Origin of the sequence: Streptomyces populi (assembly GCF_002911015.1) — a bacterium.
Lineage (GTDB): Bacteria > Actinomycetota > Actinomycetes > Streptomycetales > Streptomycetaceae > Streptomyces > Streptomyces populi.
This window is the reverse complement of the sequence record NZ_KZ626886.1, coordinates 17985-42363: the sequence shown is the minus strand read 5'-3', so window position 1 is coordinate 42363 and position 24379 is coordinate 17985. Positions and strand designations below refer to the sequence as shown.

Sequence of the window (24379 nt, the reverse complement as noted above, 5' to 3'; positions counted from 1 at the left end):
GCCCCGCGCCCCCGCGCGCGCCGCTCACTCCGGACAACTCATGAAATGACCGTTCCTGCCGCATCCGTTGGGCGGCTGGGTCGTTGGCACGTACGTGCACACCTACGACGTCCCCGGCCACCGGCCCTTCCAGCCGGTCCCTGCCTCTGGCTCCCCCCTCCGTCCGAGCAGAGAGGTGACGGCGTCACGACCGGTGTACGACCCTCATCAGGGCGGCTCATCGGCCACGCCGATCTACGACGCGCTCCACGCCGAGTGGATCAAAGCGTTCAGGACCCTGCCCGGCGACCGGCACGGTGAGGAGAACCTGGGCTTCAAGGCCTTCGGGATCCTCGGGCGCGGTCCGAACTCGTTCAGCTCCTCGGGCACGTACAGCTCGTACAGCGCGGGGGCGCAGACGACCCGGCAGATCGCCGCGCAGCACGGACACACCACGACGACGACGGCCGTCTGGCAGCCGGGCGGGCGCCAGCAGGGCACCGGCATGCACCACGTCCCGGCCGCACTGCCGCCCGCCCCGCGCAGGGGCCTGTGAGCGGCGAGGTCCGTGAGCGCTGACGTGTGAGGGGCGGCTCCCCCAGGGAGCCGCCCCTCACACGTCACGCGTGGGTACTACTTCTTCTTGTTGGCGCCGCGCTTCTCGCGCACCCGCACCGAGATGTGGAGCGGCGTGCCCTCGAAGCCGAACTCCTCGCGCAGCCGGCGCTCGATGAAGCGGCGGTAACCCGCCTCGATGAAGCCGGAGGCGAAGAGCACGAACCGCGGGGGCTTGGTGCCCGCCTGCGTGCCGAACAGGATGCGGGGCTGCTTGCCGCCGCGGACCGGGTGCGGGTGGGCGGCGACCAGCTCGCCGAGGAAGGCGTTCAGGCGGCCGGTCGGGACGCGGGTCTCCCAGCCCTCCAGGGCCGTCTCGATCGCGGGGACGAGCTTCTCCATGTGGCGGCCGGTGCGGGCCGAGACGTTCACCCGGGGCGCCCAGGCCACCTGGAGGAGCTCGGTCTCGATCTCCCGCTCCAGGTAGTAGCGGCGCTCCTCGTCGAGGGTGTCCCACTTGTTGAAGGCGAGGACGACGGCGCGGCCGGCCTCGACGGCCATGGTGACGATGCGCTGGTCCTGCACCGAGATGGTCTCGGAGGCGTCGATCAGGATGACCGCGACCTCGGCCTTCTCGACGGCGGCGGCGGTGCGCAGCGAGGCGTAGTAGTCGGCGCCCTGCTGGAGGTGGACGCGCTTGCGGATGCCCGCCGTGTCGACGAACTTCCAGGTGATGCCGCCGAGGTCGATGAGCTCGTCGACCGGGTCCCGGGTGGTGCCCGCGAGCTCGTTGACGACCACGCGCTCCTCGCCCGCCACCTTGTTCAGCAGCGAGGACTTGCCGACGTTCGGCCGGCCGATGAGGGCGATGCGGCGGGGTCCGCCGACCGCGGTGCCGAAGGTCTGCGCCGGAGCCTCGGGCAGCGCCTCCAGGACGGCGTCGAGCATGTCGCCGGTGCCGCGGCCGTGCAGCGCGGAGACCGGGTGCGGCTCGCCGAGGCCGAGGGACCACAGGTACGCGGCGTCGGACTCGCCGCTCATGCCGTCGACCTTGTTGGCGCACAGGACCACGGGCTTGCCGGCCTTGCGGAGGAGACGTACGACCGCCTCGTCGGTGTCGGTCGCGCCGACCTTGGCGTCGACGACGAAGACGACCGCGTCGGAGGCCTCGATCGCGTACTCCGCCTGGGCGGCGACGGACGCGTCGATGCCGAGGACGTCCTGCTCCCAGCCGCCGGTGTCCACGACCTTGAAGCGGCGGCCCGCCCACTCGGCCTCGTAGGTGACGCGGTCACGGGTGACGCCGGGCTTGTCCTCGACGACCGCCTCGCGGCGGCCGATGATGCGGTTGACCAGGGTCGACTTGCCGACGTTCGGGCGGCCGACGACGGCGAGGACGGGCAGCGGGCCGTGGCCCGCCTCCTCGATCGCGCCCTCGACGTCCTCGATGTCGAAGCCCTCTTCCGCGGCGAGCTCCATGAACTCCGCGTACTCGGCATCGCCAAGCGCCCCGTGGTCGTGCTCTGCCGAGCCGTCGGGCTGGATGTGGTCGTTCATGAAGTCCGTACCTCGTCGTTCATTCGTGGTGATCGGTGGATCGCCCGCAAACCGGGTGATCCACTACTAAGTGTCGCCTAACGCCCGGTGGCGCGCCCGGTGTTTTCCCGGCGTCCGGTCAGGTGTCTGGCATGGTCCAGATGGGCGCTGAGCTGCTTCTGGATGCGGCCGGTGGCCTCGTCCAGTGCCTGTCGCGTACGTCGGCCGCTGCCGTCGCCCGCTTCGAAGGGGTCGCCGAAGACGACGTCGACCCTGCTGCGCAGCGGGGGCAGCGCCTTGGTGAGCCGGCTGGTCCGCTCGGAACTCCCCAGCACCGCCACGGGGACGATCGGGGCCCCGCTGCGCACCGCGAAGTACGCGAGCCCGGCCCGCAGCGAGGCGAAGTCGCCCTCGCCCCGGGTGCCCTCCGGGAAGATCCCGAGGACCCCGCCGGAGGCCAGGACGCCGAGGGCGTCGGTGATGGCGGCGCGGTCGGCGATCTCCCGGTCGACCTTCAGCTGGCCGATGCCCAGCAGGAACGGGTCGAGCGGGCCGACGAACGCCTCCTTCTTGATCAGGAAGTGCGTGGGCCTGGGCGCGACGCCCATGACCATCGGCCCGTCGATGTTGTGCGAGTGGTTCACGGCCAGGATCACCGGGCCGGTCGCCGGGACCTTCCAGGCACCGAGGACGCGCGGCTTCCACAGCCCGTACATCAGGCCGACGCCGATGCGGCGTCCGACCTCGGCGCCTCTCGCGGAGGGTGCGCTCACGCGGCGGCCCGCTTCTCCTCGACGAGGGTGACGACACACTCGATGACCTGCTGGAGCGTGAGGTCGGAGGTGTCCACCTCGACCGCGTCGTCCGCCTTGGCGAGGGGGGAGGTCTTGCGGCTGGAGTCGGCCGCGTCCCGCTTGACCAGCGCCTCACGGGTCGCGTTGATGTCCGCGCCCTTCAGCTCGCCGCTGCGGCGGGCGGCACGCGCCTCCGGGGAGGCGGTGAGGAAGATCTTCAGGTCGGCGTCGGGCAGCACGGTGGTGCCGATGTCGCGGCCCTCGACGACGATGCCGGCCGGCGCGGACGCGGCGAGGGCGCGCTGCAACTCGGTGATCCGGGCACGCACCTCGGGCACGGCGCTGACCGCGCTGACCTTGGAGGTGACCTCCTGCGTACGGATCGGGCCGGCGACGTCGGTCCCGTCGACCGTGATGGTCGGCTCGGCCGGGTCGGTGCCGGAGACGATCTCCGGCTTCCCGGCGACGGCGGCGATCGCGGAGGGGTCCGTGATGTCGATGTCGTTGCTGACCATCCACCACGTGATGGCGCGGTACTGGGCGCCGGTGTCCAGGTAGCTCAGGCCGAGCTTGGCGGCCACGGCCTTCGAGGTGCTCGACTTGCCCGTGCCGGAGGGGCCGTCGATGGCGACAATCACAGCCTGGGCGGTACGGGCGGCGCCGTTTTCCACGGTGGGAACACCTTCCTGGTGCGGGGTGGAGGTCTCTGCGGGGCGCGAGCGCGCCCCGCACAAGGTTACCGGCCTCGCGGACCCCGTATTACTGGCCCTTCCCGGGGGCGGTGCCACCGGCCTCCCGGAGGCGGTGCCACCGGCCTCCCGGGGGCGGTACCGCCGGCGCCCTCACTGGCGCAGCGCCCAGCCCCGTTCCCGCAGCGCGGCGCCGAGCACCGGCACCGCCTTCGGCTCCACCATCAGCTGCACCAGACCGGCCTGCTGACCGGTCGCGTGCTCGATGCGCACGTCCTCGATGTTGACCCCGGCCATCCCGGCGTCGGCGAAGATGCGGGCGAGCTGACCGGGCTGGTCGTCGATGAGGACGGCCACGACCTCGTAGACGCGCGGCGCGGAGCCGTGCTTGCCGGGGACGCGGACCTGGCCCGCGTTGCCGCGGCGCAGGACGTCCTCGATGCCGCCGGCGCCCTCGCGGCGCTTGGCCTCGTCGGAGGACTGGAGGGCGCGCAGGGCCCGGACCGTCTCGTCGAGGTCGGCGGAGACGTCGGCGAGGAGGTCCGCGACGGGGCCCGGGTTCGCGGAGAGGATGTCGATCCACATCCGGGGGTCGGAGGCCGCGATCCGGGTCACGTCGCGGATGCCCTGTCCGCAGAGCCGTACCGCCGTCTCCTCGGCGTGCTCCAGGCGGGCCGCGACCATGCTGGACACCAGGTGCGGCATGTGCGAGACGAGCGCCACGGCGCGGTCGTGGGCGTCCGCGTCCATGACGACGGGCACGGCACGGCAGTGCGACACCAGTTCCAGGGCGAGGTTCAGGACCTCGGTGTCCGTGTCCCGGGTCGGGGTGAGCACCCAGGGCCGGCCCTCGAAGAGGTCGCCGCTCGCGGCCAGCGGGCCGGACTTCTCGCGTCCCGACATGGGGTGCGTGCCGATGTACGGGGTGAGGTCGAGGCCGAGCGCCTCCAGCTCGCGGCGGGGACCGCCCTTGACGCTGGCGACGTCGAGGTAGCCGCGGGCGAGACCGCGGCGCATGGCGTCCGCGAGCGTCGCGGCGACGTGCGCCGGCGGGGCGGCGACGATCGCGAGGTCGACCGGCCCCTCGGGGGCCTCGTCCGTGCCGGCGCCGAGCGCGGCCGCGGTACGGGCCTGCTCCGGGTCGTGGTCGGCGAGGTGGACGACGACACCGCGGGCGGCGAGCGCGAGGGCCGCGGACGTGCCGATCAGCCCGGTTCCGATGACGAGCGCGGTCCTCACTGGGCGATGTCCTTGCGCAGGGCGCCCGCGGCGCCGAGGTAGACGTGCACGACGTCGGCGCGCGGCCGGTCGGACTCGATGTGCGCGAGGACCCGGACCACCCGGGGCATCGCGCCCTCGATGTCCAGCTCCTGCGCGCAGATCAGCGGGACGTCGACGATGCCGAGCTTGCGGGCCGCCGCGGCCGGGAAGTCGCTGTGCAGATCGGGGGTCGCCGTGAACCAGATGCTGATCAGGTCGTCCGTGGTCAGCGCGTTGCGCTCCAGGATGGCGGTGAGCAGCTCGCTGACCTGCTCGTCCATGTGTCCGGCCTCGTCCCGTTCCAGTTGGACGGCGCCCCGGACCGCTCGTACCGCCACGGTGATGCTCCTCGCTGATCTGTGTGAACGTCGTGTCACTCCAGCGTAGTCAGCCCTCCGGGCGCGGGTGCGCGGCGCCCGCCTGACGAGACGGGGGCCGCGCGCCGGATCCGGTCGGCATCGGCCGTCCGGCGGCACCGGTGTCACCCGGATCGCCCCATTCCGCGGCGTCCGGTGAGAACGCGCCCGTGTGGCTCTGGACTCGGGCGCACGCGTCCGCTCTCATGGCAGGAGACCCGCCCCCGGGGGAGGCACGGATGAAGCGACCAGGACCCCTTCTCACCCTCCTCGCGGGGCTCGTGTTCGCCGTGTTCCTGCTGGTGCTCAACGCGACGACGGGGACGAAGAACGCGTCGAACCCGTACCGGCAGGCGTCGCCGGGCGTCTCGGTGTCGGCCACCGCGCCGACGGCCACCGCCTCGCCGTCACCGAGCCCCCCGCCGAGTCCCTCGCCGTCGCGCGGCGCCGTCACCAACGCCGACTACGCGGGCCGCACCGACGACGGCTCCTCGGCGGTCGCGGTCTCCCTGCGGGGCGGCCGGGCGATCGCGTACTTCTGCGACGGGCACGACAAGGAGTCCTGGCTGAAGGGTGATGTCGAGGCCGACGGCACGATGAAGCTCACGGGCGGGAACGGCGACGAGCTGAACGGCACCCTCGAGGACGACAAGCTGATCCGCGGCACGGCCGACGTCGGCGGGCAGCGCTACGCGTTCACCGCCGACAGGGCCGTCAAGCCCTCCGGCCTGTACCGGGCGACGGCCACCGTGCGCGGAGCGAAGATCGACGGCGGCTGGATCGTGCTGCCCGGCGGAAAGCAGGTCGGTGTCGTCGAGCGCGACGGCACGCCTTCGGCGGCACCGGAGATCGATCCGGAGACCGGCGCCGTGACGATCGACGGCCAGAAGATCGTCGCCCGTCCCGTCACCCCCTGACCTCCTCTGCCACAGGAGCCGTTCATGACCGTGGACCCGAACGCCGCCACCCAGGGCTTTCCCACTCCGCCGCCCGGCCACGGCCGCCCGGGCGCGACGCGCTATCTCGTCCCGGCCCTGGTCGCCGCGGCCGTCGCGGTCGGCCTCGGCGTCTACGGCAAGGTCCACGACCCCACGGGAACGGCCTTCAACCTCGCCGGTTTCAGCAGCACGGGCGCCGTGAAGTCCTGGCTGGCGACGACGGCGTTCTTCTTCGCCCTCGTCCAGCTCGTCTCGGCGCTCATGCTGTACGGGAAGCTGCCCGGCCCGGCCTGGGCGGCGGCGCTGCACCGGTGGTCGGGACGGATCGCGTTCCTGGTGGCGGTGCCGGTCGCGGTCCACTGTCTGTACGCGTTGGGCTATCAGACGTACAGCACCCGCGTCATGTGGCACTCGCTCCTGGGGTGCTTCTTCTTCGGTGCCTTCAGTGCCAAGATGCTGCTGCTCCGCTCGGAGCGCCTGCCCGGCTGGCTGCTGCCCGTCATCGGCGGCCTCGTCTTCGCCGTGCTCACCGCCGTCTGGCTGACGTCCGCCTTCTGGTTCTTCCGCACGTTCGGAGTGACGACATGACCCACCGCTCGACGCGGCGCACGGTGATCCTCGCCACGGGGGCGTCCGCGCTGCTCGCGGGATGCAGCACGTACGACAGCGGCAGCGGCTCCTCGGACGCGTCCCCGAAGGCCTCCAGCGGCCAGCAGCTCACCACGACGGGCGCCGTCCCGGTCGGCGGGGGCACGGTCTTCAAGGACCAGAAGGTCGTCGTCACCCAGCCGGCGAAGGGCGACTTCAAGGCCTTCTCGGCGGTCTGCACGCACCAGGGGTGCCTCGTCGACAAGGTCGCGAACGGCACCATCGACTGTCCGTGCCACGGCAGCAGGTTCAGCGTCGAGGACGGGGCGGTGAAGGCCGGTCCCGCGACGCGGCCGCTGCCCGCGGAGAAGATCACCGTGGAGGGAAACTCGATCCGCCTGGCGTGAGCGGGCCCGTACGCTCCCGGCATGCGCTCCGAACCTCCCGCAGACCGGGCAGCCCCGGCACATCCGTCCTCCCCCGCGCCGGCGGCGTCCTCCGGGTCACCCGCCCCGGCGATCTCCGCGGCCGGGCTCTCCCTGGTGCGGGACCACACCGTCTACTCCTGTGTGATGGGGTCACGCGCTTTCGGACTGGCCACGGACACCAGTGACACGGACGTCCGGGGCGTCTTCCTCGCCCCGACCCCGCTGTTCTGGCGCTTCGAGAAACCGCCGACGCACGTCGAGGGCCCGGAGCCGGAGCAGTTCAGCTGGGAGCTGGAGCGGTTCTGTTCGCTCGCGCTGCGTTCCAACCCGAACATCCTGGAGTGCCTGCACTCCCCGCTCGTCGAGCACGTGGACGACACCGGCCGCGAGCTCCTCGCCCTGCGCGGGGCGTTCCTCTCCCGTCAGGCGCACGAGACGTTCGCCCGCTACGCCCTGGGCCAGCGCAAGAAACTGGAGGCCGACGTCCGCACGCACGGCGCCCCGCGCTGGAAGCACGCCATGCACCTGCTGCGCCTGCTGACGAGTTCGCGCGATCTGCTGCGCACCGGGTCCCTGACGATCGACGTCGGGGAGCAGCGCGAGCCGCTGCTCGCGGTGAAGCGGGGCGAGGTGTCCTGGGACGAGGTCGACCGCCGGATGGTCCGGCTGGCGGCGGAGACCGACGAGGCGGCCGCCGGCAGCCCGCTCCCGCCCGAGCCGGACCACGCGCGCGTGGAGGACTTCCTGGTCCGGGTCCGGCGGGCCTCGGCGCTCCGGGACGCCGTCGGGGACCGGTAGCCCTCCGGGGCGCCCGACGGAGTCCCGGAGGACTACCGGCCCTCCCGGACCCCCTCCAGACGGACCCTGACGACGAAGGCGTGCAGGTCGTCGTGGGCGGAGGGGGCGTCCGGCAGCTCGGAGGCGTCCTGCGCCTCGTCGAGGAGGACGTGCAGGCGCTCCACGTCCTCCTCCACCCGGGCGCGCGGAACGTCCGCGGGCCCGTGCTCACGCTCCGCCTTGGCGGCGATCAGGTCCGGGAGGTACGCGGGAGAGGCGATCTGCCCCGCCAGAGTGGGCAGGTCGGCCTGCACCTCGCCGCTGCGCATGAGGTGGATGCCGGTGAGCAGCACGCGGAACGTGTAGAGCAGCGGCTTGAGCTCCCCGCTCTTCTCGAAGAGCCGCCACTGCGTGGCCGCGAACCCCCGGTAGTGGTGGGCGTGGTGGCGGGTGACGACCCCGGGGGCGAACGAGATCAGCTCACGGTGCTCGTCGCCGGTGTGCACGACCAGCGGCGACAGCAGCTGTTCCAGCACATAGCCGTTGCGCCGCAGCATCAGCCGTACGAACTTGCGCAGGTCGTGGGTGACCAGGTCCATCTCGGTCCCGTCCCGGAACCACATGCGGGACCGGGTCTCCTCCGGCTCGGTCAGCCCGACCAGGTCGGCCGTCGGCAGCAGGTGGACACCGCGCAGGTCGACGTCGGAGTCGCGCGAGGGGAAGCCGTACAGGTGCGCCCCCGAGACGGTGGCGAAGAGCACGGGGTCGGGCTGTTCGCCCACCACACTCGCGAGGTCGGGGCCGATGCCGAGGACGTCTGTCATGGCTCAAGCATCCCAGAGCGCCCCCAGGGACATGAGGTCGCTCTGGTACTCGATGCGGTCGGCCCAGTCGCCCGGCCAGGCCTCCGCGCCGTGGTGGGCGCCCGCGAACGCCCCGGTCAGGCAGGCGATGGAGTCGGAGTCGCCCGAGGTGCAGGCGGCCCGGCGCAGCGCGGTGACGGGTTCGTCGACGAACATCAGGAAGCACAGCAGCCCGGTGGCGAACGCCTCCTCGGCGATCCAGCCCGCGCCGGTGGCCAGGCAGGGATCGTCCTCGGGCGAGGCGGTGCGCACGGCCAGGCGGAGGTTCTCCAGGACCGCGATGCACTCGTCCCAGCCGCGGGAGATGTACTGCTCGGGGCCGGCGTCGTGGCAGAAGGTCCACAGGTCGCCGAGCCAGCGCGAGTGGTAGCGGTACCGGTTCTCGTGCGCGTGGGCGAGCAGCAGGCCGATCAGTTCCGCGGGTTCGGCACCCTGCGAGAGCAGCCGGACGGTGTGCGCGGTGAGCTCCGAGGCGGCGAGCGCCGTGGGGTGGCCGTGGGTGAGCGCGGCCTGGAGCTGGGCCGCGCCCGCGCGCTGTTCGTCGCTGAGTCCGCGGGCGAGCCCGACGGGCGCGACGCGCATGTTGGCGCCGCAGCCCTTGGAGCCGGTCTGGCTGGCCTCCTGCCAACGGCGCCCCTCGTCCTTGAGGAGGTTGCAGGCGGTCAGGCAGGTCCGGCCGGGGGCCCGGTTGTTCTCGGGCGACTGGTACCAGTCCACGAACTCCTCGCGCACCGGCCGTTCCATCCGCAGCGGGCCGAGCAGCCCGCGGTCCATGGCGGTGCGCAGCCCTTTGGCGAGCGCCAGGGTCATCTGGGTGTCGTCGGTGACGATCGCGGGCCTGGGCAGCGCCATCTGCCGCCAGGGGCCGCACTTCTCGAGAATGGCGGGCACGGTGTTGAACTCGGTGGGGAACCCGAGCGCGTCGCCGAGGGCCAGACCGATGAGGGAACCGGTGGCGGCGCGCTTGGTCGGGGTCGTGCTGGTCATCGGGGCCGTCCTTACGGGGTGGGACGCAGCAGGGGTGGGTGCAGGACCTTGGCGCCGCCCGCGCGGTAGAGGGCGGCGGGTTTGCCGCGGCCGCCGGTGAGGCGCGCGGCACCGGGGACCTGTTCGACGAATCCGGGCGTGGCGAGGACCTTGCGCCGGAAGTTGGGCCGGTCGAGCGCGGTGCCCCACACCGTCTCGTAGACGTGCTGGAGCTCTCCGAGGGTGAACTCGGGCGGGCAGAAGGAGGTGGCGAGACAGGAGTACTCGAGTTTGGCGCCCACGCGTTCATGGGCGTCGGCGAGGATCCGGTCGTGGTCGAAGGCGAGCGGGCCGAGGCCGTCGAACGGCAGCCACCGGGCCTGTGCCGCGTCGCCGCCGCCGTGCGGTTCCGGAGGGTCGGGCAGCAGGGCGGCGAACGCGACGGAGACGACCCTCATCCGAGGGTCGCGGCCGGGTTCGCTGTAGGTCCGCAGCTGCTCCAGGTGGAGCCCCGTCAGGTCCGACAGGCCGGTCTCCTCGGCGAGTTCGCGCCGGGCCGCCTCCTCGGCGGACTCGCGGGGCAGCACGAAGCCGCCGGGCAGGGCCCAGCGGCCGGCGTACGGTTCCGTGCCCCGCTCGACCAGCAGCACCTGGAGCGCGCCCGCGCGCACGGTCAGGACGGCCAGGTCGACGGTGACGGCGAAGGGTTCGAAGGCGTACCTGTCGTAGCCCTCGGGTGCCGCGCCTCCCGGGACCCGGTTCTCTTCCGCCTCCACCCCCACGCCCCTCCTTCATGGTCACCTTGACCATGGTCAGTACGACCATAAAGGGAGCGCCGGGTGTCAACAAGGCTTTCGGCCGGGGAAGTTGCCGCCGGAGGGACGGAAAACGGACCGGCCGGCCCCGGAGAAGTTCCGGGACCGGCCGTCGCAGGGGTTCGCGGAGGTCAGAGACCGACCTCGGCCATGAGCATGCCGACCTCGGTGTTCGACAGGCGACGCAGCCAGCCCGACTTCTGGTCGCCCAGGGTGATCGGTCCGAAGGCGACACGCACCAGCTTGTCGACCGGGAACCCGGCCTCGGCGAGCATGCGGCGCACGATGTGCTTGCGGCCCTCGTGCAGGGTGACCTCGACGAGGTAGTTCTTGCCGGTCTGCTCGACGACGCGGAAGTGGTCCGCCTTCGCGTACCCGTCCTCCAGCTGGATGCCGTCCTTAAGCCGCTTGCCCAGGTCGCGCGGGATCGGGCCCACGATGTGCGCGAGGTAGACCTTCTTCACGCCGTACTTGGGGTGGGTCAGCCGGTGCGCCAGCTCTCCGTGGTTGGTGAGCAGGATGACGCCCTCGGTCTCGGTGTCGAGCCGGCCCACGTGGAAGAGCCGCGTCTCGCGGTTCGTCACGTAGTCGCCGAGGCACTGGCGGCCCTCGTTGTCCTCCATCGTGGAGACGACGCCGGCCGGCTTGTTCAGCGAGAAGAACTGGTACGACTGCGTGGCGACGGTCAGACCGTCGACCTTGATCTCGTCCTTGTCCGTGTCGACGCGCAGGCCCTGCTCCAGGACGATCTGACCGTTGACCTCGACCCTGGCCTGCTCGACCAGTTCCTCGCAGGCCCGCCGGGATCCGTAGCCCGCGCGCGCGAGCACCTTCTGCAGGCGCTCGCCCTCCTGCTCGGCGCCCGGGAACGTCTTGGGCAGCTTGATCTCCGGCTTGCCCGCGTACCGGTCGCGGTTGCGCTCCTCGGCCCGGGTCTCGTACTCGCGCGAGCGGGCGGGCTCGGTCCGGCCGCCGCGCTGCTGGCTCTGCCGGGGGCCGCCCTTGGCGCCTCCGCGCGCGGAGGCTCCGCGGCCGGACTTGGGGCCGCCCTGCGAGGCGCCGGGGCCTACGTCGTAGAGGCGCTCCTCGGGACGGGGCTTGCTGGGGCGCTTCGGCCGGTCGTCGCGTCCCGCGGCCGAGCTCCTCGGCTGGAAGCCGCCGCCGCTCCCGCGCGAGCCGCTCCCGCCACTGCCGCGCGAGCCACCGCCCCCGCCGGTCCCGCGGGGCGCGCCGCCGCCGCGCGAACCGCCGCTCCCGCCGGTTCCGCGCGGCTTGCCGCTCCCGCTGTTCCTGCCACTGCCGCTGCCACTGCTTCGCATCAAAGTTCCGTCGTCGTCGTGTCGTCTGCGTCTGCATCCGGTGCGTCCGGATCGAACGACGGGACCCCTTCCAGCGTCTCTGCCTCGATCGCGTCCGCCTCGGGGAGGAAGGGCGCGAGCTCCGGGAGCTCGTCCAGGCCGCGCAGGCCCATTCGCTCCAGGAAGTAGTTCGTCGTCGTGTACAGGATCGCACCTGTTTCGGGTTCCGTGCCCGCCTCCTCGACCAGACCGCGCTGGAGGAGGGTGCGCATCACGCCGTCGCAGTTGACTCCGCGGACCGCGGAGACCCTGGACCGGCTGACCGGCTGGCGGTAGGCGACCACGGCGAGCGTCTCCAGGGCCGCCTGGGTGAGCCGGGCCTGCTGGCCGTCCAGGACGAAGCGTTCGACGGCGCTCGCGTACGCGGGACGCGAGTAGAAGCGCCAGCCGCCCGCGATCAGCCTGAGCTCGAAACCGCGGCCCTGGACGGTGTACTCGTCGGCCAGCGCGCGCAGCGCGTCCGCGATCTGCCGCCTGGGCCGCTCCAGGATCCTGGCGAGGTGCTCCTCGGTGGCCGGCTCGTCCACGACCATCAGGACGGCCTCCAGGGCGGCCCCGAGATCGAGGTCGGCGACGGTGGGCGGCCCCGCGGGGGTGCCGGTGGTCTCCTCGCTCACGCCTTCTCCTTCTCGCTCCCGCGCCCCGCCCCGTCCTTCACCGCTTCGGCCGGCCGGTCGAACTCGTCGGTCACGCGCGGCCCCTCGTCGCCCTCCCCGCCGGTCCAGCGCACCATGAGGGCCCCGAGGGCCTCCTCCTGGTCCAGGGCGACGGCCTTCTCCCGGTAGAGCTCCAGCAGGGCCAGGAAGCGCGCGACCACGGTGAGGGCGTCGTCGGTGTCCTCGACGAGCGAGCGGAAGCTGGCCTCGCCGAGTTCCCGCAGCCGTGCCACCACGATCCCGGCCTGTTCCTGCACGCTGACGAGCGGCGCGTGGATGTGGTCGACGTACACCTGCGGCTTGGGTTTCGGCTGCATCGCCTTCACGGCGAGCTTCGCGAGCCCCTCCGCCCCGATGCTGATGACGACCTCGGGCAGCAGTTCGGCGTACTGCGCCTCCAGGCCGACGGTACGGGGATATCGGCGGGACTCCTCCGCCAGCCGCGCGTTGAAGATGTCGGCGATCTGTTTGTACGCGCGGTACTGGAGCAGCCGGGCGAACAGCAGGTCCCGCGCCTCCAGCAGGGCCAGGTCGGCCTCGTCCTCGACCTCCGCGGCCGGCAGCAGCCGGGCCGTCTTCAGATCGAGCAGGGTCGCCGCGACGACGAGGAACTCGGTCGTCCGGTCGAGGTCCCAGTCCGGGCCCATCGCCCGGATGTGCGCCATGAACTCGTCGGTGACCTTGGACAGCGCCACTTCGGTGACGTCGAGCTTGTGCTTGGAGATCAACTGGAGCAGCAGGTCGAAGGGCCCCTCGAAATTCGAGAGCCGCACCGTGAAGACACCGCCGGCCCGGGAGTCCCCGGGACCGCCCTCGAGCCCCTCCCCGGAAGCCCCGGCCGCCTCACCGGCCTCGGTGGTCCCGCCGGGCACCCCGGGCACGGCACGGGCGCCCGAGTCCGGTCCCGGGTCCGTGGACGCCGCAGGACCGCCCTGGGGCGCCTCGGGGGGCTCGACCGGCCCGCTGGGGCGCGCGGGCCCGGCGGGGCCTTCCACGGGCGCCTCGAACGGCTCCGCGGGGGTGCTCGGGGGCTCCACGGTCCGCGCGGACCCCGTACCGGCTTTCCGGGCCGGTCCCGGCGCCCGGGCCCCCTCGTCCGGGCCGGACGGCTCGGCGGCCGTTCCCGGCGGCCGGGCGGGCGCCACCGGCGCCGGGGGGCCGGACGGCTCGGCGGCCCCGGGTGGAGCCGGTGCCGTTCCGGGACCTCGGCCCAGCACACGCCGACGGCCGCCGGAGGCGGCGGACGGGGGCGGGACGTTCGAGGTCATGACCGTCGAAGGCTACCGCTACCGCCCGCGCAGTCGCCGTACGAGAATGCTCGCGTCGCCGCGGGACTCCAGGTCCGCGAGGACCACGGCGACCGCCTCACGGACGATCCGCCCGCGGTCGACGGCGAGACCGTGCTCACCGCGGAGCACCAGACGCGCGTGTTCGAGGTCCATCAGCTCCTCGGCGGACACGTACACCGTGATCTTCTCGTCGTGCCGTTCCCGCCCGCTGGGCCGGCGGTTCGCGGCGCGTCCCCGTTTGCGGGACGACTGCACGGACGTGGAGGAAGCGGCGGATCCCTCCTGCGCCGGCCGACCGCGCCCCGAACGGTCCGGGGCACCCCCCCGGCTGCGCGACTCCCCCGCGCCGGAGGACTGGGCGTCGGCGGCGACGTGTTCGTCGCCCTCGCCGTCACCGCCCTGGACGGGCACCGACTGGGGCGCGTCCTCCCCGGCCGCCGCGTCGCTCTCGCCGGCCGGGGCCGGCACCCGGGTCTCGCCGTTGGTCCGGCGGGTGGGGGTGGACGACTGGAGCGCCATGCCCCCGGTGGTACGGAACAGTTCGTCGGCCCCCGGCAGACTCACTCGGCGTGACACCGGGCGAGCACCTCCCTGGCGAGCTGGCGGTAGGCGGCGGCGCCGACGGAGTTGGAGGCGTACGTGGTGATCGGCTCACCGGCGACCGTGGTCTCCGGGAAGCGGACGGTCCGGCCGATCACCGTGTGGTAGACGTGATCGTCGAAGGCCTCGACGACGCGCGCGAGCACCTCACGGCTGTGCACCGTGCGGGAGTCGTACATCGTGGCGAGGATGCCGTCGAGCTCCAGCTCGGGGTTGAGCCGCTCCTGGACCTTCTCGATCGTCTCGGTGAGCAGCGCGACACCGCGCAGCGCGAAGAACTCGCACTCCAGCGGCACGATCACCTTGTGGGCCGCCGTCAGCGCGTTCACGGTGAGCAGGCCGAGCGAGGGCTGGCAGTCGATCACGATGTAGTCGTAGTCGGCCATCAGCGGCTTCAGGGCGCGCTGGAGCGTGGACTCACGGGCGACCTCGCTCACCAGCTGCACCTCGGCGGCGGACAGGTCGATGTTGCTGGGCAGCAGGTCCATGTTCGGGACCGCCGTCTTCAGGAGCACCTCGTCGGCCGCCATGCCCCGCTCCATGAGCAGGTTGTAGACGGTGAGGTCGAGCTCCATCGGGTTGACGCCGAGTCCCACGGACAGCGCGCCCTGCGGGTCGAAGTCGACGAGCAGCACCCGGCGTCCGTACTCCGCGAGCGCGGCCCCCAGGTTGATGGTCGACGTGGTCTTGCCCACGCCGCCCTTCTGGTTGCACATCGCGATGATCGTCGCGGGGCCGTGACTGGTCAGCGGACCCGGGATCGGGAAGTACGGCAGCGGGCGCCCGGTCGGACCGATGCGCTCACGGCGCTGACGGGCCGCGTCGGGCGCGAGCGTGGCCGCGTACTCCGGATCGGGCTCGTACTCGGCGTCGGGGTCGTAGAAGTGCCCCTCGGGCAGTTCGTCGTAGTCGGCGAAGTGGGTGTGGTTCTCGCCACTTCCGTTGCCGGCCATGGCGTTCACGTGATGGCCATCCATGCTCGGGTGTGCTGTCTGAGTCGTCCGGGGACTCTGGTGGGCTGCGAAGGTGCGGACAGCGACGGAGCCGACAGCCTCGAGCCCCGTGGTGTCCTGGCCCCGCGCCGGCATTCCTGGTTGACCACCCCCGGGAGTAAATGTCGACTCATTCACAAGTCGTCTTACCTCCTTGGTGACCAGGAAACTTCTCGATAGGTCAGCGTGGCACCATGCCGACGGTTGGCGACTCTATGGCGTGTCACCGCTCCGCAGCAACACAATCCGCCGGACCCGACCCGATGTGTCGGCAACCGAACACCCCACTGTCAAGGGCGTAAGGCCGTCGCACGGCAGGTTTCACCGGTGTGCGAATCGGTTGAAGAGTTACGTTCGTGGCGAGTTGAACGAGTGCCCCGAAGTGACCTGACACACACCAGGCCGGACCTTGTCGGGCAAGGTCCGGCCTGGTGCGAGGTGTTGACGACCGTGTTGACGTATCGCCTTTTGCCGGAGCGGAGTCGGCCCCGGAGCGCCGGGCTCCGGGGCCGCCGGAAAACTCAGCCGAGCAGGCTCTCCAGCGCGACGTGCTCCAGCCCGTGGGCCTCGGCGACCTCACGGTAAACAACCTTGCCGTCATGGGTGTTGAGACCCTTGGCCAGTGCGTTGTCCCGGCGCAGCGCCTCGGTCCAGCCGCGGTTCGCGAGCTCGACGATGTACGGCAGCGTGGCGTTGGTCAGCGCGTACGTCGAGGTGTTGGGCACCGCGCCGGGCATGTTGGCGACGCAGTAGAAGACCGAGTTGTGGACCGGGAAGGTCGGCTCGGCGTGCGTGGTGGGACGCGAGTCCTCGAAGCAGCCGCCCTGGTCGATCGCGATGTCGACAAGGACACTCCCCGGCTTCATCCGGGAGACGAGCTCGTTGGTGACCAGCTTCGGCGCCTTGGCGCCGGGGATCAGCACGGCGCCGATCACGAGGTCGGCCTCGAGGCAGGCCTTCTCCAGCTCGAAGGAGTTGGACATGACGGCCTTGATCTTCGTGCCGAAGATCTTGTCGGCCTCGCGCAGCTTGTTGATGTCGCGGTCGAGCAGCGTCACGTCGAAGCCCATGCCGATGGCGATCTGCGCGGCGTTCCAGCCGGAGACACCGCCGCCGATCACGACGGCCTTGGCCGGCAGCACGCCCGGGACACCGCCGGGCAGGACGCCGCGGCCGCCGTTGGCGCGCATCAGGTGGTAGGCGCCGACCTGCGGGGCGAGCCGGCCCGCGACCTCGGACATCGGGGCGAGCAGCGGCAGCGCACGGCTCGGCAGCTCGACGGTCTCGTAGGCGATCGCGGTGGTGCCGGACTCCAGGAGGGCGTCCGTGCACTCCTTGGACGCGGCCAGGTGCAGGTAGGTGAAGAGCGTCTGGTCCTTGCGGAGGCGGTGGTACTCCTCCGCGATGGGCTCCTTGACCTTCAGCAGCAGGTCGGCGACGGCCCAGACCTCGTCGGCGGTGGGCAGGATCTGCGCACCGGCGGAGACGTACTCCTCGTCCGTGATCGAGGAGCCGACACCGGCGTTCTGCTCGACGAAGACCTGGTGGCCGTGGCGCACGAGCTCGTGCACACCGGCGGGGGTGATGGCCACCCGGAACTCGTTGTTCTTGACCTCGCGGGGGATGCCGACCTTCACGTCGATCACGGTCCTTGACTCAGAGGGCTCTGGGGCTATGCGTGCCGAGGCGATGCAAGCCAGGCAATGCATGACATACCCGATGTACGGGGGCACACCGGGATACACCACGAAAGAACGCGGTGGAGCCAGTCTAATGAAGGGATTCTCGGTGTCTAGCCTTTCAATGCATCAATCTTCAGCGGGTGCACTGCGGATTTCGTAGGCGTTAGCGGGGTGTTCCATGACGGATACGTTCTCCGGCAGCTCATCTCCCAGCATGCGCTCGGCCGCCGCGCGGTGCAGCCGGGCGGCGGCCGGGTCGCCGAGCCGCTCCAGGGTGTCGGCCAGCCTGACCTGGAGCGCGGCCTGGAGCCGTACGTCGTCCGCGCGGCGCGCCCACTCGACGGCCTCCTGGCAGGTGCGCAGCGACTCCTCGGGCCGTCCGGCGTACTCCTGGACCCGGGCCATCTCGCTCAACGCCCTTGCCTGGGAGGCGACATCATTGTTCTTGCGGTGCCAGGCGACCGCGGCGCGCCAGTTGACCTGCGCCTCGCCGTAACGGCCCGCGTAGGTGTGGGCGGTGGCGATGCGCCCGTACAGCCGGGCGACGTCCACGCGCTCGTCGCGCGCGAGCCGCTGGGCGAGCGCCCTGCCGTACCAGTCGGCGGCGCGGTCGTGGTCCCCGAGTTCCTGGTGGGCGCCGCCTACGGATTCCATCGCGCGGCCGGTCGCGTAGGGGTCGTTCGCCTCGCGTCCGGCGTCGAGCGCGGCCCGGTAGCGGGCGAGGGCGTCGGCCCCGCGGCCGGTCTGCGCGTCCAGGTCGGCGAGGTTGAGCAGGGCCGCCGCCTTCTCACGGGGCAGGTCCCGGCGTTCGGCGACGTCCAGGACGAGACGGTGGATGCCGTACAGGTCGGGCGCCGCGGCCCGGGTGCCGAAGTGGGCGGCCATCGCCCGCACCAGGGCGGCCATCAGCCGCCGGGCGAGGGTGTCCAGTTCCCCGTCGGCGACCGCCGCCCGGGCCGAGGCGAGCAGCGCGGGCCGGCGGACGCGCAGCCAGTCCTCGGCCGCCCGGGGGCTGGGGAAGCGCAGGGCCCGCGGCATCGCCGCGAGCTTCTCCCGGGCGGGCGAGCTGTCGGTCTCGGTGATGGCGCGGCAGGACACCAGGAGCCGTACGGTCCGCTCCAGCATCCGGGCGCGGGCCAGCTGGACCTCGGCGGGCCGGTCGTGGGTGTCGACGAGCGCCCGGAGCAGGGGATGGAGGCAGCCGGGCACCTCGTACTGCGGCAGCGGCGAGGGGACGGCGCGCAGCAGGCCGAGGCCGGTGAACTCGTCCAGCGTGGTGTGCGCCTCCTGGACCGAGCAGCCGGCCAGCGCGGAGGCCGTGTGCGGGTCGACGAGGCCCGCGGGGGCCAGCGAGAGCAGTCGCAGCATCCGCGCGGCGGCGCCCGGCAAGGATGCGTACGAGAGCCGGAAGACGCGGTCCAGCGGTGTGCCGTCCTCGCCCTCGGTGCGCAGGTGCTTGGCGAGGTCGGCGACGGCGGCGGCGGGACGCGCGGCGAGCCAGCCGCCGGCCAGCACCAGGGCGGTCGGCTGGCCCGCGCACAGTTCGACCAGCCCTTCGGCGGCGAGCGGGTCGACGGTGATGCGCACCGAGCCGGTGAAGTGGCCGAGGAGTTCGAGGGCGGACTTGGTGTCCAGGCCGCCCAGCGTGCAGGGGCGGACGTCCGCGATGCCGGTCAGCGGCCCGCCGGAGACGGCGACGACCAGGCAGTCCGGGGAGTCCGGCAGCAGCGCGTCGACCTGCTCGGCGTCGGCCGCGTCGTCGAGCAGGAGCACCGCCCGGCGGATCGCGAAGGCCTCGCGCAACCGTTCGCCGAGGTCGTCGGCCCCGGCTCCGGGGGGCGCGGACAGCCCGAGGGCGGTGAGCAGGTCCCGCGCGGTGGCCTCGGTGGGCACCGGTGTGCCGTCGGGTTCGGTGAGCCGGGCGCGCAGTATGCCGTCGGGGTAACTCTCGGCGACCTGCGCGGCGAGCCGGTCGGCGAGCGCGGTGCGGCCGGATCCGGGCCTGCCCGCGATGAGCAGCACCCGCGCGCGGGGGGCCTTGCGGCCGGCGATGGTGTCGAGTCCCGCACGCTCGATGTCCGCCCGGAGTTCCTTCAACTCTCTTGCACGGCCCAGGAAGTGACTGCCCGCAGGAGGGGACCCGGCAGCCGGGCGCTGCCCCTTGGGCGACACCTTGGTGCCGCCGCCGTCCACCGCCTGATCCGCCACGGGCCACGCTCCCGTTCCACTGCACGCGCAAGCCCGCCGGGACTCCGGTACGGGCGCTTCCAGAGCCTAGTTCACGCTCTGCGACGATCCGGGCGGAGCGCGACGGCGACGTCCCCCGATCGGATCAGCTGATCGTAGGACCGGCCTCCCCTGATGGGCGTACACGGCCCGTCCGGAACGGGGCGGCCGGACGGCACGGCCGCCCCGGGGGCGGGGTCAGGCCTCGAAGGGACGTGCGGGCCAGGCCGCCTCGGCCGGGCGCAGGGCGTCGAGTCCGGCGCCCTGCTGCGCGGCGACGAGCGAGAGGACGCCCACGACCAGGCAGTTGTTGTGCAGGTCTCCGGCGAGCACCCCGCTGACGAGTTCGTCGAGGGGGACGCGGGCCAGCTCCATGTCGGCCTCCTCGTCCTCCACCTCGAACCGCTCGCCCTCCACCGGGGAGAGGTCGCGGGCCAGGAAGATCCGGACGGCCTCGTCGCAGCCGCCGGGCGTGGTGTAGACGTCGGTCAGCACGCGCCAGGTCTCCGCCCTGACGTGCGCCTCCTCGTAGAGCTCGCGCTGGGCGGCGTGCAGCGGGTTCTCGCCGGGGACGTCGAGCAGGCCGGCCGGGATCTCCCACAGCTTGTGGCGCACGGGGTGGCGGTACTGGCGCAGGACCAGGACACGGCCCTCCTCGTCCAGGGCGAGCACGGCCACGGAGCCCGGGTGGACCTGGTAGTCGCGGCGGACGACGGATCCGCCGGGCATGACCACGTCGTCGGTGCGCACCGAGGTCTTGTTGCCCTTGAAGGGGGTCTCGGTCGCCCGGACCTCCCACTCCTCGGGGGTGTCCTTGAACGTCATGGCCTGTCCTCCCACACGTGCGAAAAGAAGCCGGTCCGGTGACGGGACCGGGGTGCGCACCCGGCGGGAACACCCGCGGACCCGCACCCCGGTCACCGTACAGCCCTGTGCTACTTGCCCGTCTTGCGTGCCACCGCGGCCTTGACCAGGCCCGCGAAGAGCGGGTGCGGCCGGGTCGGACGGGAGCGCAGCTCGGGGTGCGCCTGGGTCGCGACCAGGTACGGGTGGACGTCGCGCGGGTACTCGACGTACTCGACGAGCTTGCCGTCCGGGGAAGTGCCGGAGAACTGCAGACCGGCCTTCTTCTCCAGCTCGGCGCGGTAGGCGTTGTTCACCTCGTAGCGGTGGCGGTGGCGCTCCTCGACGTACTCCTTGCCGTCGTACACCTCGCGCACGATCGAGCCCTCGGCGAGCTTGGCCGGGTACATGCCCAGACGCATGGTGCCGCCCATGTCGCCCTCGCCCGCCACGATGTCGAGCTGCTCGGCCATCGTGGAGATGACCGGGTGACCGGTGCCGGAGTCGAACTCGGTGGAGTTGGCGTCGGGGATGTCGGCCAGGTTCCGCGCGGCCTCGATCACGATGCACTGCAGGCCCAGGCACAGGCCGAGCAGCGGGACGCGGTTCTCGCGGGCGTACTGGATCGCGCCGACCTTGCCGGACACGCCCCGGTCGCCGAAGCCGCCGGGGATGCAGATCGCGTCGACGTCGCCGAGCTGCTTGGCCGCGCCCGCCGGGGTCTTGCAGTCGTCCGAGGTGACCCACTTGATCTTGACGCGGGCCTTGTTGGCGAAACCGCCGGCGCGCAGCGCCTCGGTGACCGAGAGGTAGGCGTCGGGCAGGTCGATGTACTTGCCGACGAGCGCCATGGTGATCTCGTGGACCGGGTTGTGGACGCGGTCGAGCAGGTCGTCCCAGGTCGCCCAGTCCACGTCACGGAACGGCAGGTCCAGCTTGCGGACGACGTAGGCGTCCAGGCCCTCGGTGTGCAGGACCTTCGGGATGTCGTAGATCGACTTGGCGTCGATCGCCGCGACCACGGCGGCCTCGTCGACGTCGCACATCAGCGAGATCTTGCGCTTGATGGCGGTGGGGACCTCGCGGTCGGCCCGCAGCACGATCGCGTCCGGCTGGATACCGATGTTGCGCAGCGCCGCGACCGAGTGCTGCGTGGGCTTGGTCTTCAGCTCGCCGGACGGACCGATGTAGGGCAGGAGCGAGATGTGCACGACGAAGACGTTGTCGCGGCCGACCTCGTGCCGGACCTGGCGGACCGTCTCCAGGAAGGGCAGCGACTCGATGTCGCCGACCGTGCCGCCGACCTCGGTGATGACCACGTCGACGTCGTCGGTGGCCATGCGGCGGATGCGGTGCTTGATCTCGTTGGTGATGTGCGGGATGACCTGCACGGTGTCACCGAGGTACTCGCCGCGCCGCTCCTTGGCGATGACGGTGGAGTACACCTGACCGGTGGTCACGTTGGCCGAGCCGTCCAGGTCCACGTCGAGGAAGCGCTCGTAGTGCCCGATGTCCAGGTCCGTCTCCGCGCCGTCGTTGGTGACGAACACCTCGCCGTGCTGGAACGGGTTCATGGTGCCCGGGTCGACGTTCAGGTACGGGTCGAGCTTCTGCATGGTGACGCGCAGACCCCGTGCCTTGAGCAGCGCGCCCAGGCTGGAGGCGGTCAGGCCCTTGCCGAGGGAAGAGGCGACACCCCCGGTGACGAAGATGTGCTTGGTCGTCGTGGCTGTGCTGTTTCGAAAAGCACTGGGCGGCATGGCCAAGAGGGGGCTCCCGTGGTCGGTCTGGGGGTGCGTGCCGGCGTGGGGCCCGGAGATTTCCGGGGGTGCCGTCGCTGCGGTTCGGGGGTTTCTCGCCCACCGGTCCACGGGCTACCAGGGTATCAGCGACCGGAGGAGGCCGCTTCCGGCCACGCTCCGCACACACCCGGGCACTCCGCCCGGCGCGCGCCGCCCACCGCTCACCCGATCGGCCCAGCCGGGTTGTCCGGAGCGGCACGCGGATCTTCCACGTGCGTCGTATCCTGCTCGGACACTCGCTGCCGAGCCCCTCCGGCACACGGCATCATCCCGCACGCAACCGGAACAAAGAGGGCCTGTCAGTTCGTTCGAAACGACAATCGCATCGCCCATCGCACCCACAACCGGCGTTTTGCAGCGACGTACGGCGGACGTCCCCCATCATCGACGTTCCGCAGTGACCGACTCCCATTGCTTACTGTTTTGCAGTACCTACGTTCCCTTTGACCGCAAGAGCGACCGCCCCGCGAAGGGGCGACGTGGCCGTTCGACTGGAGATGCACGTGGCCGGGCGCATCGAAGACTACGCACTCATCGGAGACATGCAGACAGCCGCGCTGGTCTGCCGGGACGGCACAGTCGACTGGCTGTGCCTGCCCCGCTTCGACTCCCATGCCATCTTCGCGGGACTGCTCGGCACGGAGGATCACGGATTCTGGCGGCTCGGTCCCGCGCACGCGCCCGAGGAGCAGCCGCCCGCGGCGTCGCGCCGCCGGTACCGCGGCGACTCGCTGATCCTCGAATCCGAGTGGGACACCCCGCGCGGCACGGTCCGGGTCACCGATTTCATGCCCCCGCGCGACGGCGCGCCGCAGCTGATCCGGATCGTCGAGGGCGTGAGCGGCCGGGTGCAGATGACCTCCGCGCTGCGCATGCGGTTCTCGTACGGCCGCGTCGTGCCCTGGGTGCGCCGGCACGAGGGGCGCACGGTCGCCGTCGCCGGACCCGACTCGGTCTGGTTCGACACCGACTGTCAGACGTACGGCAAGGACCTGACCACGTACGCCGACTTCACCGTGGCGCCGGGCGAGCGCATCGCCTTCACCGTGTCGTGGGAGCCCTCGCACAAGCAGCCGCCGGCACTGCCCGAGCCGGAGCAGTCCCTGGAGGCGACCGAGGAGTTCTGGCGCGACTGGGTCGACCAGTGCACGTACCACGGCCCCTACCGCGAGGCCGTCGTCCGCTCCCTGATCACGCTGAAGGCCCTGACCTACGCGCCCACGGGCGGCATCGTCGCCGCGCCCACCACCTCCCTGCCGGAGGAGATCGGCGGCGTGCGCAACTGGGACTACCGCTACACCTGGCTGCGCGACGCGGCCATCACCCTCTCCTCGCTGCTGCGCACCGGCTACCGCGAGGAGGCCCGCGCCTGGCGCGAGTGGCTGCTGCGCGCGGTCGCCGGCGACCCGGAGAACCTCCAGATCATGTACGGCATCGCGGGGGAACGGGAGTTGGGCGAGGCCGAACTCGACTGGCTTCCCGGGTACGAGAATTCGGCGCCCGTCCGGGTCGGCAACGGTGCCGCGCACCAGCTCCAGCTCGACGTCTACGGCGAGGTCACCGAGGCCCTGCACCTGGCCCACATGACGGGCCTGTCCCGCAACGACTACGCCTCGCTGCTCCAGCTGAAGCTGATCCGCTACCTGGAGACCCACTGGAACCAGCCGGACGAGGGGATCTGGGAAGTCCGGGGCCCTCGGCGGCACTTCGTGCACTCCAAGGTGATGGCCTGGGTCGCCGTCGACCGCACCATCAAGCTCATCGAGTCCGGGGACGCGGACGGCCCGCTGGAGAAGTGGCGCGAGCTGCGCGACGACATCCACCGGGACGTGTGCGAGAAGGGCTACGACCAGGAGCGGAACACCTTCACGCAGTCCTACGGCTCGAAGGAGCTCGACGCCTCGCTGCTGCTCATCCCGCAGATGGGCTTCCTGCCGCCGGACGACAAGCGCGTGATCGGCACCATCGAGGCGATCCAGCGCGAGCTGTCCACCTCCGACGGCTTCATCCTGCGCTACCCGACCTCCGGCGAACACGCGGGCGTGGACGGTCTCGAGGGCGACGAGGGCGCGTTCCTCGCCTGCTCGTTCTGGATGGCCGACGACCTCGCGATGATCGGCCGGGTCGACGAGGCCCGCAAGCTCTTCGAGCGCCTGCTGGCCCTGCGCAACGACCTCGGTCTGCTGGCCGAGGAGTGGGACCCGCGCCTCCAGCGCCAGGTCGGGAACTTCCCGCAGGCCTTCAGCCACGTCCCGCTGATCGACACGGCCCTCAGGCTGACGGCGAGCGGGGCCTACGGCGGCTGAGCCGCCGCGCGCCGGGCGCGTGGGGGACCTTCCCCGACGCGCCCGATGCGCCGTGCCCGCCTAGCCTGGAAGGAGTCCTGT

Annotated in this window: 23 protein-coding genes; 6 read left to right on the top strand and 17 right to left on the bottom strand. The window is 71.9% G+C overall.

The window, feature by feature from the left end; genetic code table 11:
- Window positions 1-193 precede the first annotated feature (193 nt).
- A complete protein-coding gene (locus CW362_RS23450) occupies window positions 194-535 on the top strand; it encodes a hypothetical protein (RefSeq protein WP_103551492.1) in 342 nt (113 codons plus the stop codon).
- Window positions 536-612: 77 nt separating this feature from the next.
- On the opposite strand, the gene der is transcribed toward CW362_RS23450, so the two are convergent.
- From der to aroH, 5 genes are all read right to left on the bottom strand, one after another.
- Window positions 613-2091 (bottom strand): ribosome biogenesis GTPase Der, encoded by a 1479-nt coding sequence (der, locus tag CW362_RS23445; protein ID WP_103551491.1) that lies wholly within the window; start codon window positions 2089-2091, stop codon window positions 613-615.
- 77 nt (window positions 2092-2168) lie between these two features.
- Window positions 2169-2786, bottom strand: a complete 618-nt coding sequence (locus tag CW362_RS23440; RefSeq protein WP_103551513.1) for a lysophospholipid acyltransferase family protein — start codon at window positions 2784-2786, stop codon at window positions 2169-2171.
- Between the two features lie 53 nt (window positions 2787-2839).
- A complete protein-coding gene (gene cmk, locus CW362_RS23435; protein WP_103551490.1) occupies window positions 2840-3535 on the bottom strand; it encodes a (d)CMP kinase in 696 nt (231 codons plus the stop codon).
- A gap of 171 nt (window positions 3536-3706) precedes the next feature.
- Window positions 3707-4792 carry a prephenate dehydrogenase gene (locus CW362_RS23430; protein ID WP_103551489.1) on the bottom strand — a complete coding sequence of 362 codons (1086 nt, stop codon included), beginning with the start codon at window positions 4790-4792 and terminating at the stop codon, window positions 3707-3709.
- Window positions 4789-5151, bottom strand: coding sequence for a chorismate mutase (aroH, locus tag CW362_RS23425; protein WP_037628600.1), 363 nt, complete (start codon window positions 5149-5151; stop codon window positions 4789-4791). The genes CW362_RS23430 and aroH overlap by 4 nt, the downstream gene beginning before the upstream one ends.
- 257 nt (window positions 5152-5408) lie before the next feature.
- Between aroH and CW362_RS23420 the strand changes: the two genes are divergently transcribed.
- The 4 genes from CW362_RS23420 to CW362_RS23405 all read left to right on the top strand — a co-directional run bounded on the left by CW362_RS23420 (window position 5409) and on the right by CW362_RS23405 (window position 7921).
- On the top strand, window positions 5409-6086 hold the full coding sequence (locus tag CW362_RS23420) for a hypothetical protein (protein WP_103551488.1): 678 nt from the start codon (window positions 5409-5411) through the stop codon (window positions 6084-6086).
- A 24-nt stretch (window positions 6087-6110) separates the two neighbouring features.
- On the top strand, window positions 6111-6695 hold the full coding sequence (locus tag CW362_RS23415) for a DUF6529 family protein (protein WP_103551487.1): 585 nt from the start codon (window positions 6111-6113) through the stop codon (window positions 6693-6695).
- Window positions 6692-7102 carry a Rieske (2Fe-2S) protein gene (locus tag CW362_RS23410; RefSeq protein ID WP_103551486.1) on the top strand — a complete coding sequence of 137 codons (411 nt, stop codon included), beginning with the start codon at window positions 6692-6694 and terminating at the stop codon, window positions 7100-7102. Before CW362_RS23415 ends, CW362_RS23410 begins: the two co-directional genes overlap by 4 nt.
- 165 nt (window positions 7103-7267) lie before the next feature.
- Window positions 7268-7921 (top strand): nucleotidyltransferase domain-containing protein, encoded by a 654-nt coding sequence (locus CW362_RS23405; protein WP_240657986.1) that lies wholly within the window; start codon window positions 7268-7270, stop codon window positions 7919-7921.
- Between the two features lie 32 nt (window positions 7922-7953).
- Here the strand turns inward: CW362_RS23405 and CW362_RS23400 are convergent, their stop codons facing one another.
- The 12 genes from CW362_RS23400 to CW362_RS23345 all read right to left on the bottom strand — a co-directional run bounded on the left by CW362_RS23400 (window position 7954) and on the right by CW362_RS23345 (window position 21950).
- Window positions 7954-8724, bottom strand: a complete 771-nt coding sequence (locus CW362_RS23400; RefSeq protein WP_103551484.1) for a nucleotidyltransferase domain-containing protein — start codon at window positions 8722-8724, stop codon at window positions 7954-7956.
- Between the two features lie 3 nt (window positions 8725-8727).
- Entirely contained in the window at window positions 8728-9750 is a 1023-nt protein-coding gene (locus tag CW362_RS23395; protein ID WP_103551483.1) for an ADP-ribosylglycohydrolase family protein, read from the bottom strand.
- Between the two features lie 11 nt (window positions 9751-9761).
- Window positions 9762-10505, bottom strand: coding sequence for an NUDIX hydrolase (locus CW362_RS23390; protein ID WP_103551482.1), 744 nt, complete (start codon window positions 10503-10505; stop codon window positions 9762-9764).
- Window positions 10506-10675: 170 nt separating this feature from the next.
- The gene (locus tag CW362_RS23385) at window positions 10676-11863 is read right to left on the bottom strand and encodes a pseudouridine synthase (protein ID WP_103551481.1); all 1188 of its coding nucleotides are present in this window, start codon (window positions 11861-11863) and stop codon (window positions 10676-10678) included.
- Window positions 11863-12519, bottom strand: a complete 657-nt coding sequence (gene scpB, locus CW362_RS23380) for an SMC-Scp complex subunit ScpB (protein WP_103551480.1) — start codon at window positions 12517-12519, stop codon at window positions 11863-11865. Before scpB ends, CW362_RS23385 begins: the two co-directional genes overlap by 1 nt.
- Window positions 12516-13826, bottom strand: coding sequence for a segregation and condensation protein A (locus tag CW362_RS23375; protein ID WP_103551479.1), 1311 nt, complete (start codon window positions 13824-13826; stop codon window positions 12516-12518). Before CW362_RS23375 ends, scpB begins: the two co-directional genes overlap by 4 nt.
- Before the next feature lie 18 nt (window positions 13827-13844).
- Window positions 13845-14423, bottom strand: coding sequence for a hypothetical protein (locus CW362_RS23370; RefSeq protein WP_103551478.1), 579 nt, complete (start codon window positions 14421-14423; stop codon window positions 13845-13847).
- Complete coding sequence (locus CW362_RS23365) at window positions 14408-15535, bottom strand: ParA family protein (protein ID WP_103551477.1); 1128 nt, start codon at window positions 15533-15535, stop codon at window positions 14408-14410. Before CW362_RS23365 ends, CW362_RS23370 begins: the two co-directional genes overlap by 16 nt.
- A 425-nt stretch (window positions 15536-15960) precedes the next feature.
- Entirely contained in the window at window positions 15961-17085 is a 1125-nt protein-coding gene (ald, locus tag CW362_RS23360) for an alanine dehydrogenase (protein WP_206301029.1), read from the bottom strand.
- Window positions 17086-17247: 162 nt separating this feature from the next.
- Window positions 17248-19329: a tetratricopeptide repeat protein gene (locus CW362_RS23355; RefSeq protein ID WP_103551476.1), complete on the bottom strand. Its 2082-nt coding sequence runs from the start codon at window positions 19327-19329 to the stop codon at window positions 17248-17250.
- A 216-nt stretch (window positions 19330-19545) separates the two neighbouring features.
- Window positions 19546-20172 carry an NUDIX domain-containing protein gene (locus CW362_RS23350; protein ID WP_103551475.1) on the bottom strand — a complete coding sequence of 209 codons (627 nt, stop codon included), beginning with the start codon at window positions 20170-20172 and terminating at the stop codon, window positions 19546-19548.
- Window positions 20173-20282: 110 nt separating this feature from the next.
- Window positions 20283-21950, bottom strand: coding sequence for a CTP synthase (locus tag CW362_RS23345; RefSeq protein ID WP_103551474.1), 1668 nt, complete (start codon window positions 21948-21950; stop codon window positions 20283-20285).
- Between the two features lie 545 nt (window positions 21951-22495).
- On the opposite strand from CW362_RS23345, the gene CW362_RS23340 reads away from it, so the two are divergent.
- A complete protein-coding gene (locus CW362_RS23340) occupies window positions 22496-24298 on the top strand; it encodes a glycoside hydrolase family 15 protein (protein ID WP_162684188.1) in 1803 nt (600 codons plus the stop codon).
- The last annotated feature ends 81 nt before the right edge of the window (window positions 24299-24379 follow it).

Excerpts from the sequence above, each read along its gene's own strand:
- der (WP_103551491.1), bottom strand. The coding sequence starts at position 2,091 with ATGAACGACCACATCCAGCCCGACGGCTCGGCAGAGCACGACCACGGG.
- CW362_RS23440 (WP_103551513.1), bottom strand. The coding sequence starts at position 2,786 with ATGTACGGGCTGTGGAAGCCGCGCGTCCTCGGTGCCTGGAAGGTCCCG.
- CW362_RS23420 (WP_103551488.1), top strand. The coding sequence starts at position 5,409 with ATGAAGCGACCAGGACCCCTTCTCACCCTCCTCGCGGGGCTCGTGTTC.
- CW362_RS23415 (WP_103551487.1), top strand. The coding sequence starts at position 6,111 with ATGACCGTGGACCCGAACGCCGCCACCCAGGGCTTTCCCACTCCGCCG.
- CW362_RS23410 (WP_103551486.1), top strand. The coding sequence starts at position 6,692 with ATGACCCACCGCTCGACGCGGCGCACGGTGATCCTCGCCACGGGGGCG.
- CW362_RS23405 (WP_240657986.1), top strand. The coding sequence starts at position 7,268 with ATGGGGTCACGCGCTTTCGGACTGGCCACGGACACCAGTGACACGGAC.
- CW362_RS23400 (WP_103551484.1), bottom strand. The coding sequence starts at position 8,724 with ATGACAGACGTCCTCGGCATCGGCCCCGACCTCGCGAGTGTGGTGGGC.
- CW362_RS23395 (WP_103551483.1), bottom strand. The coding sequence starts at position 9,750 with ATGACCAGCACGACCCCGACCAAGCGCGCCGCCACCGGTTCCCTCATC.
- CW362_RS23385 (WP_103551481.1), bottom strand. The coding sequence starts at position 11,863 with ATGCGAAGCAGTGGCAGCGGCAGTGGCAGGAACAGCGGGAGCGGCAAG.
- CW362_RS23375 (WP_103551479.1), bottom strand. The coding sequence starts at position 13,826 with ATGACCTCGAACGTCCCGCCCCCGTCCGCCGCCTCCGGCGGCCGTCGG.
- CW362_RS23365 (WP_103551477.1), bottom strand. The coding sequence starts at position 15,535 with ATGCCGGCGCGGGGCCAGGACACCACGGGGCTCGAGGCTGTCGGCTCC.
- CW362_RS23350 (WP_103551475.1), bottom strand. The coding sequence starts at position 20,172 with ATGACGTTCAAGGACACCCCCGAGGAGTGGGAGGTCCGGGCGACCGAG.
- CW362_RS23345 (WP_103551474.1), bottom strand. The coding sequence starts at position 21,950 with ATGCCGCCCAGTGCTTTTCGAAACAGCACAGCCACGACGACCAAGCAC.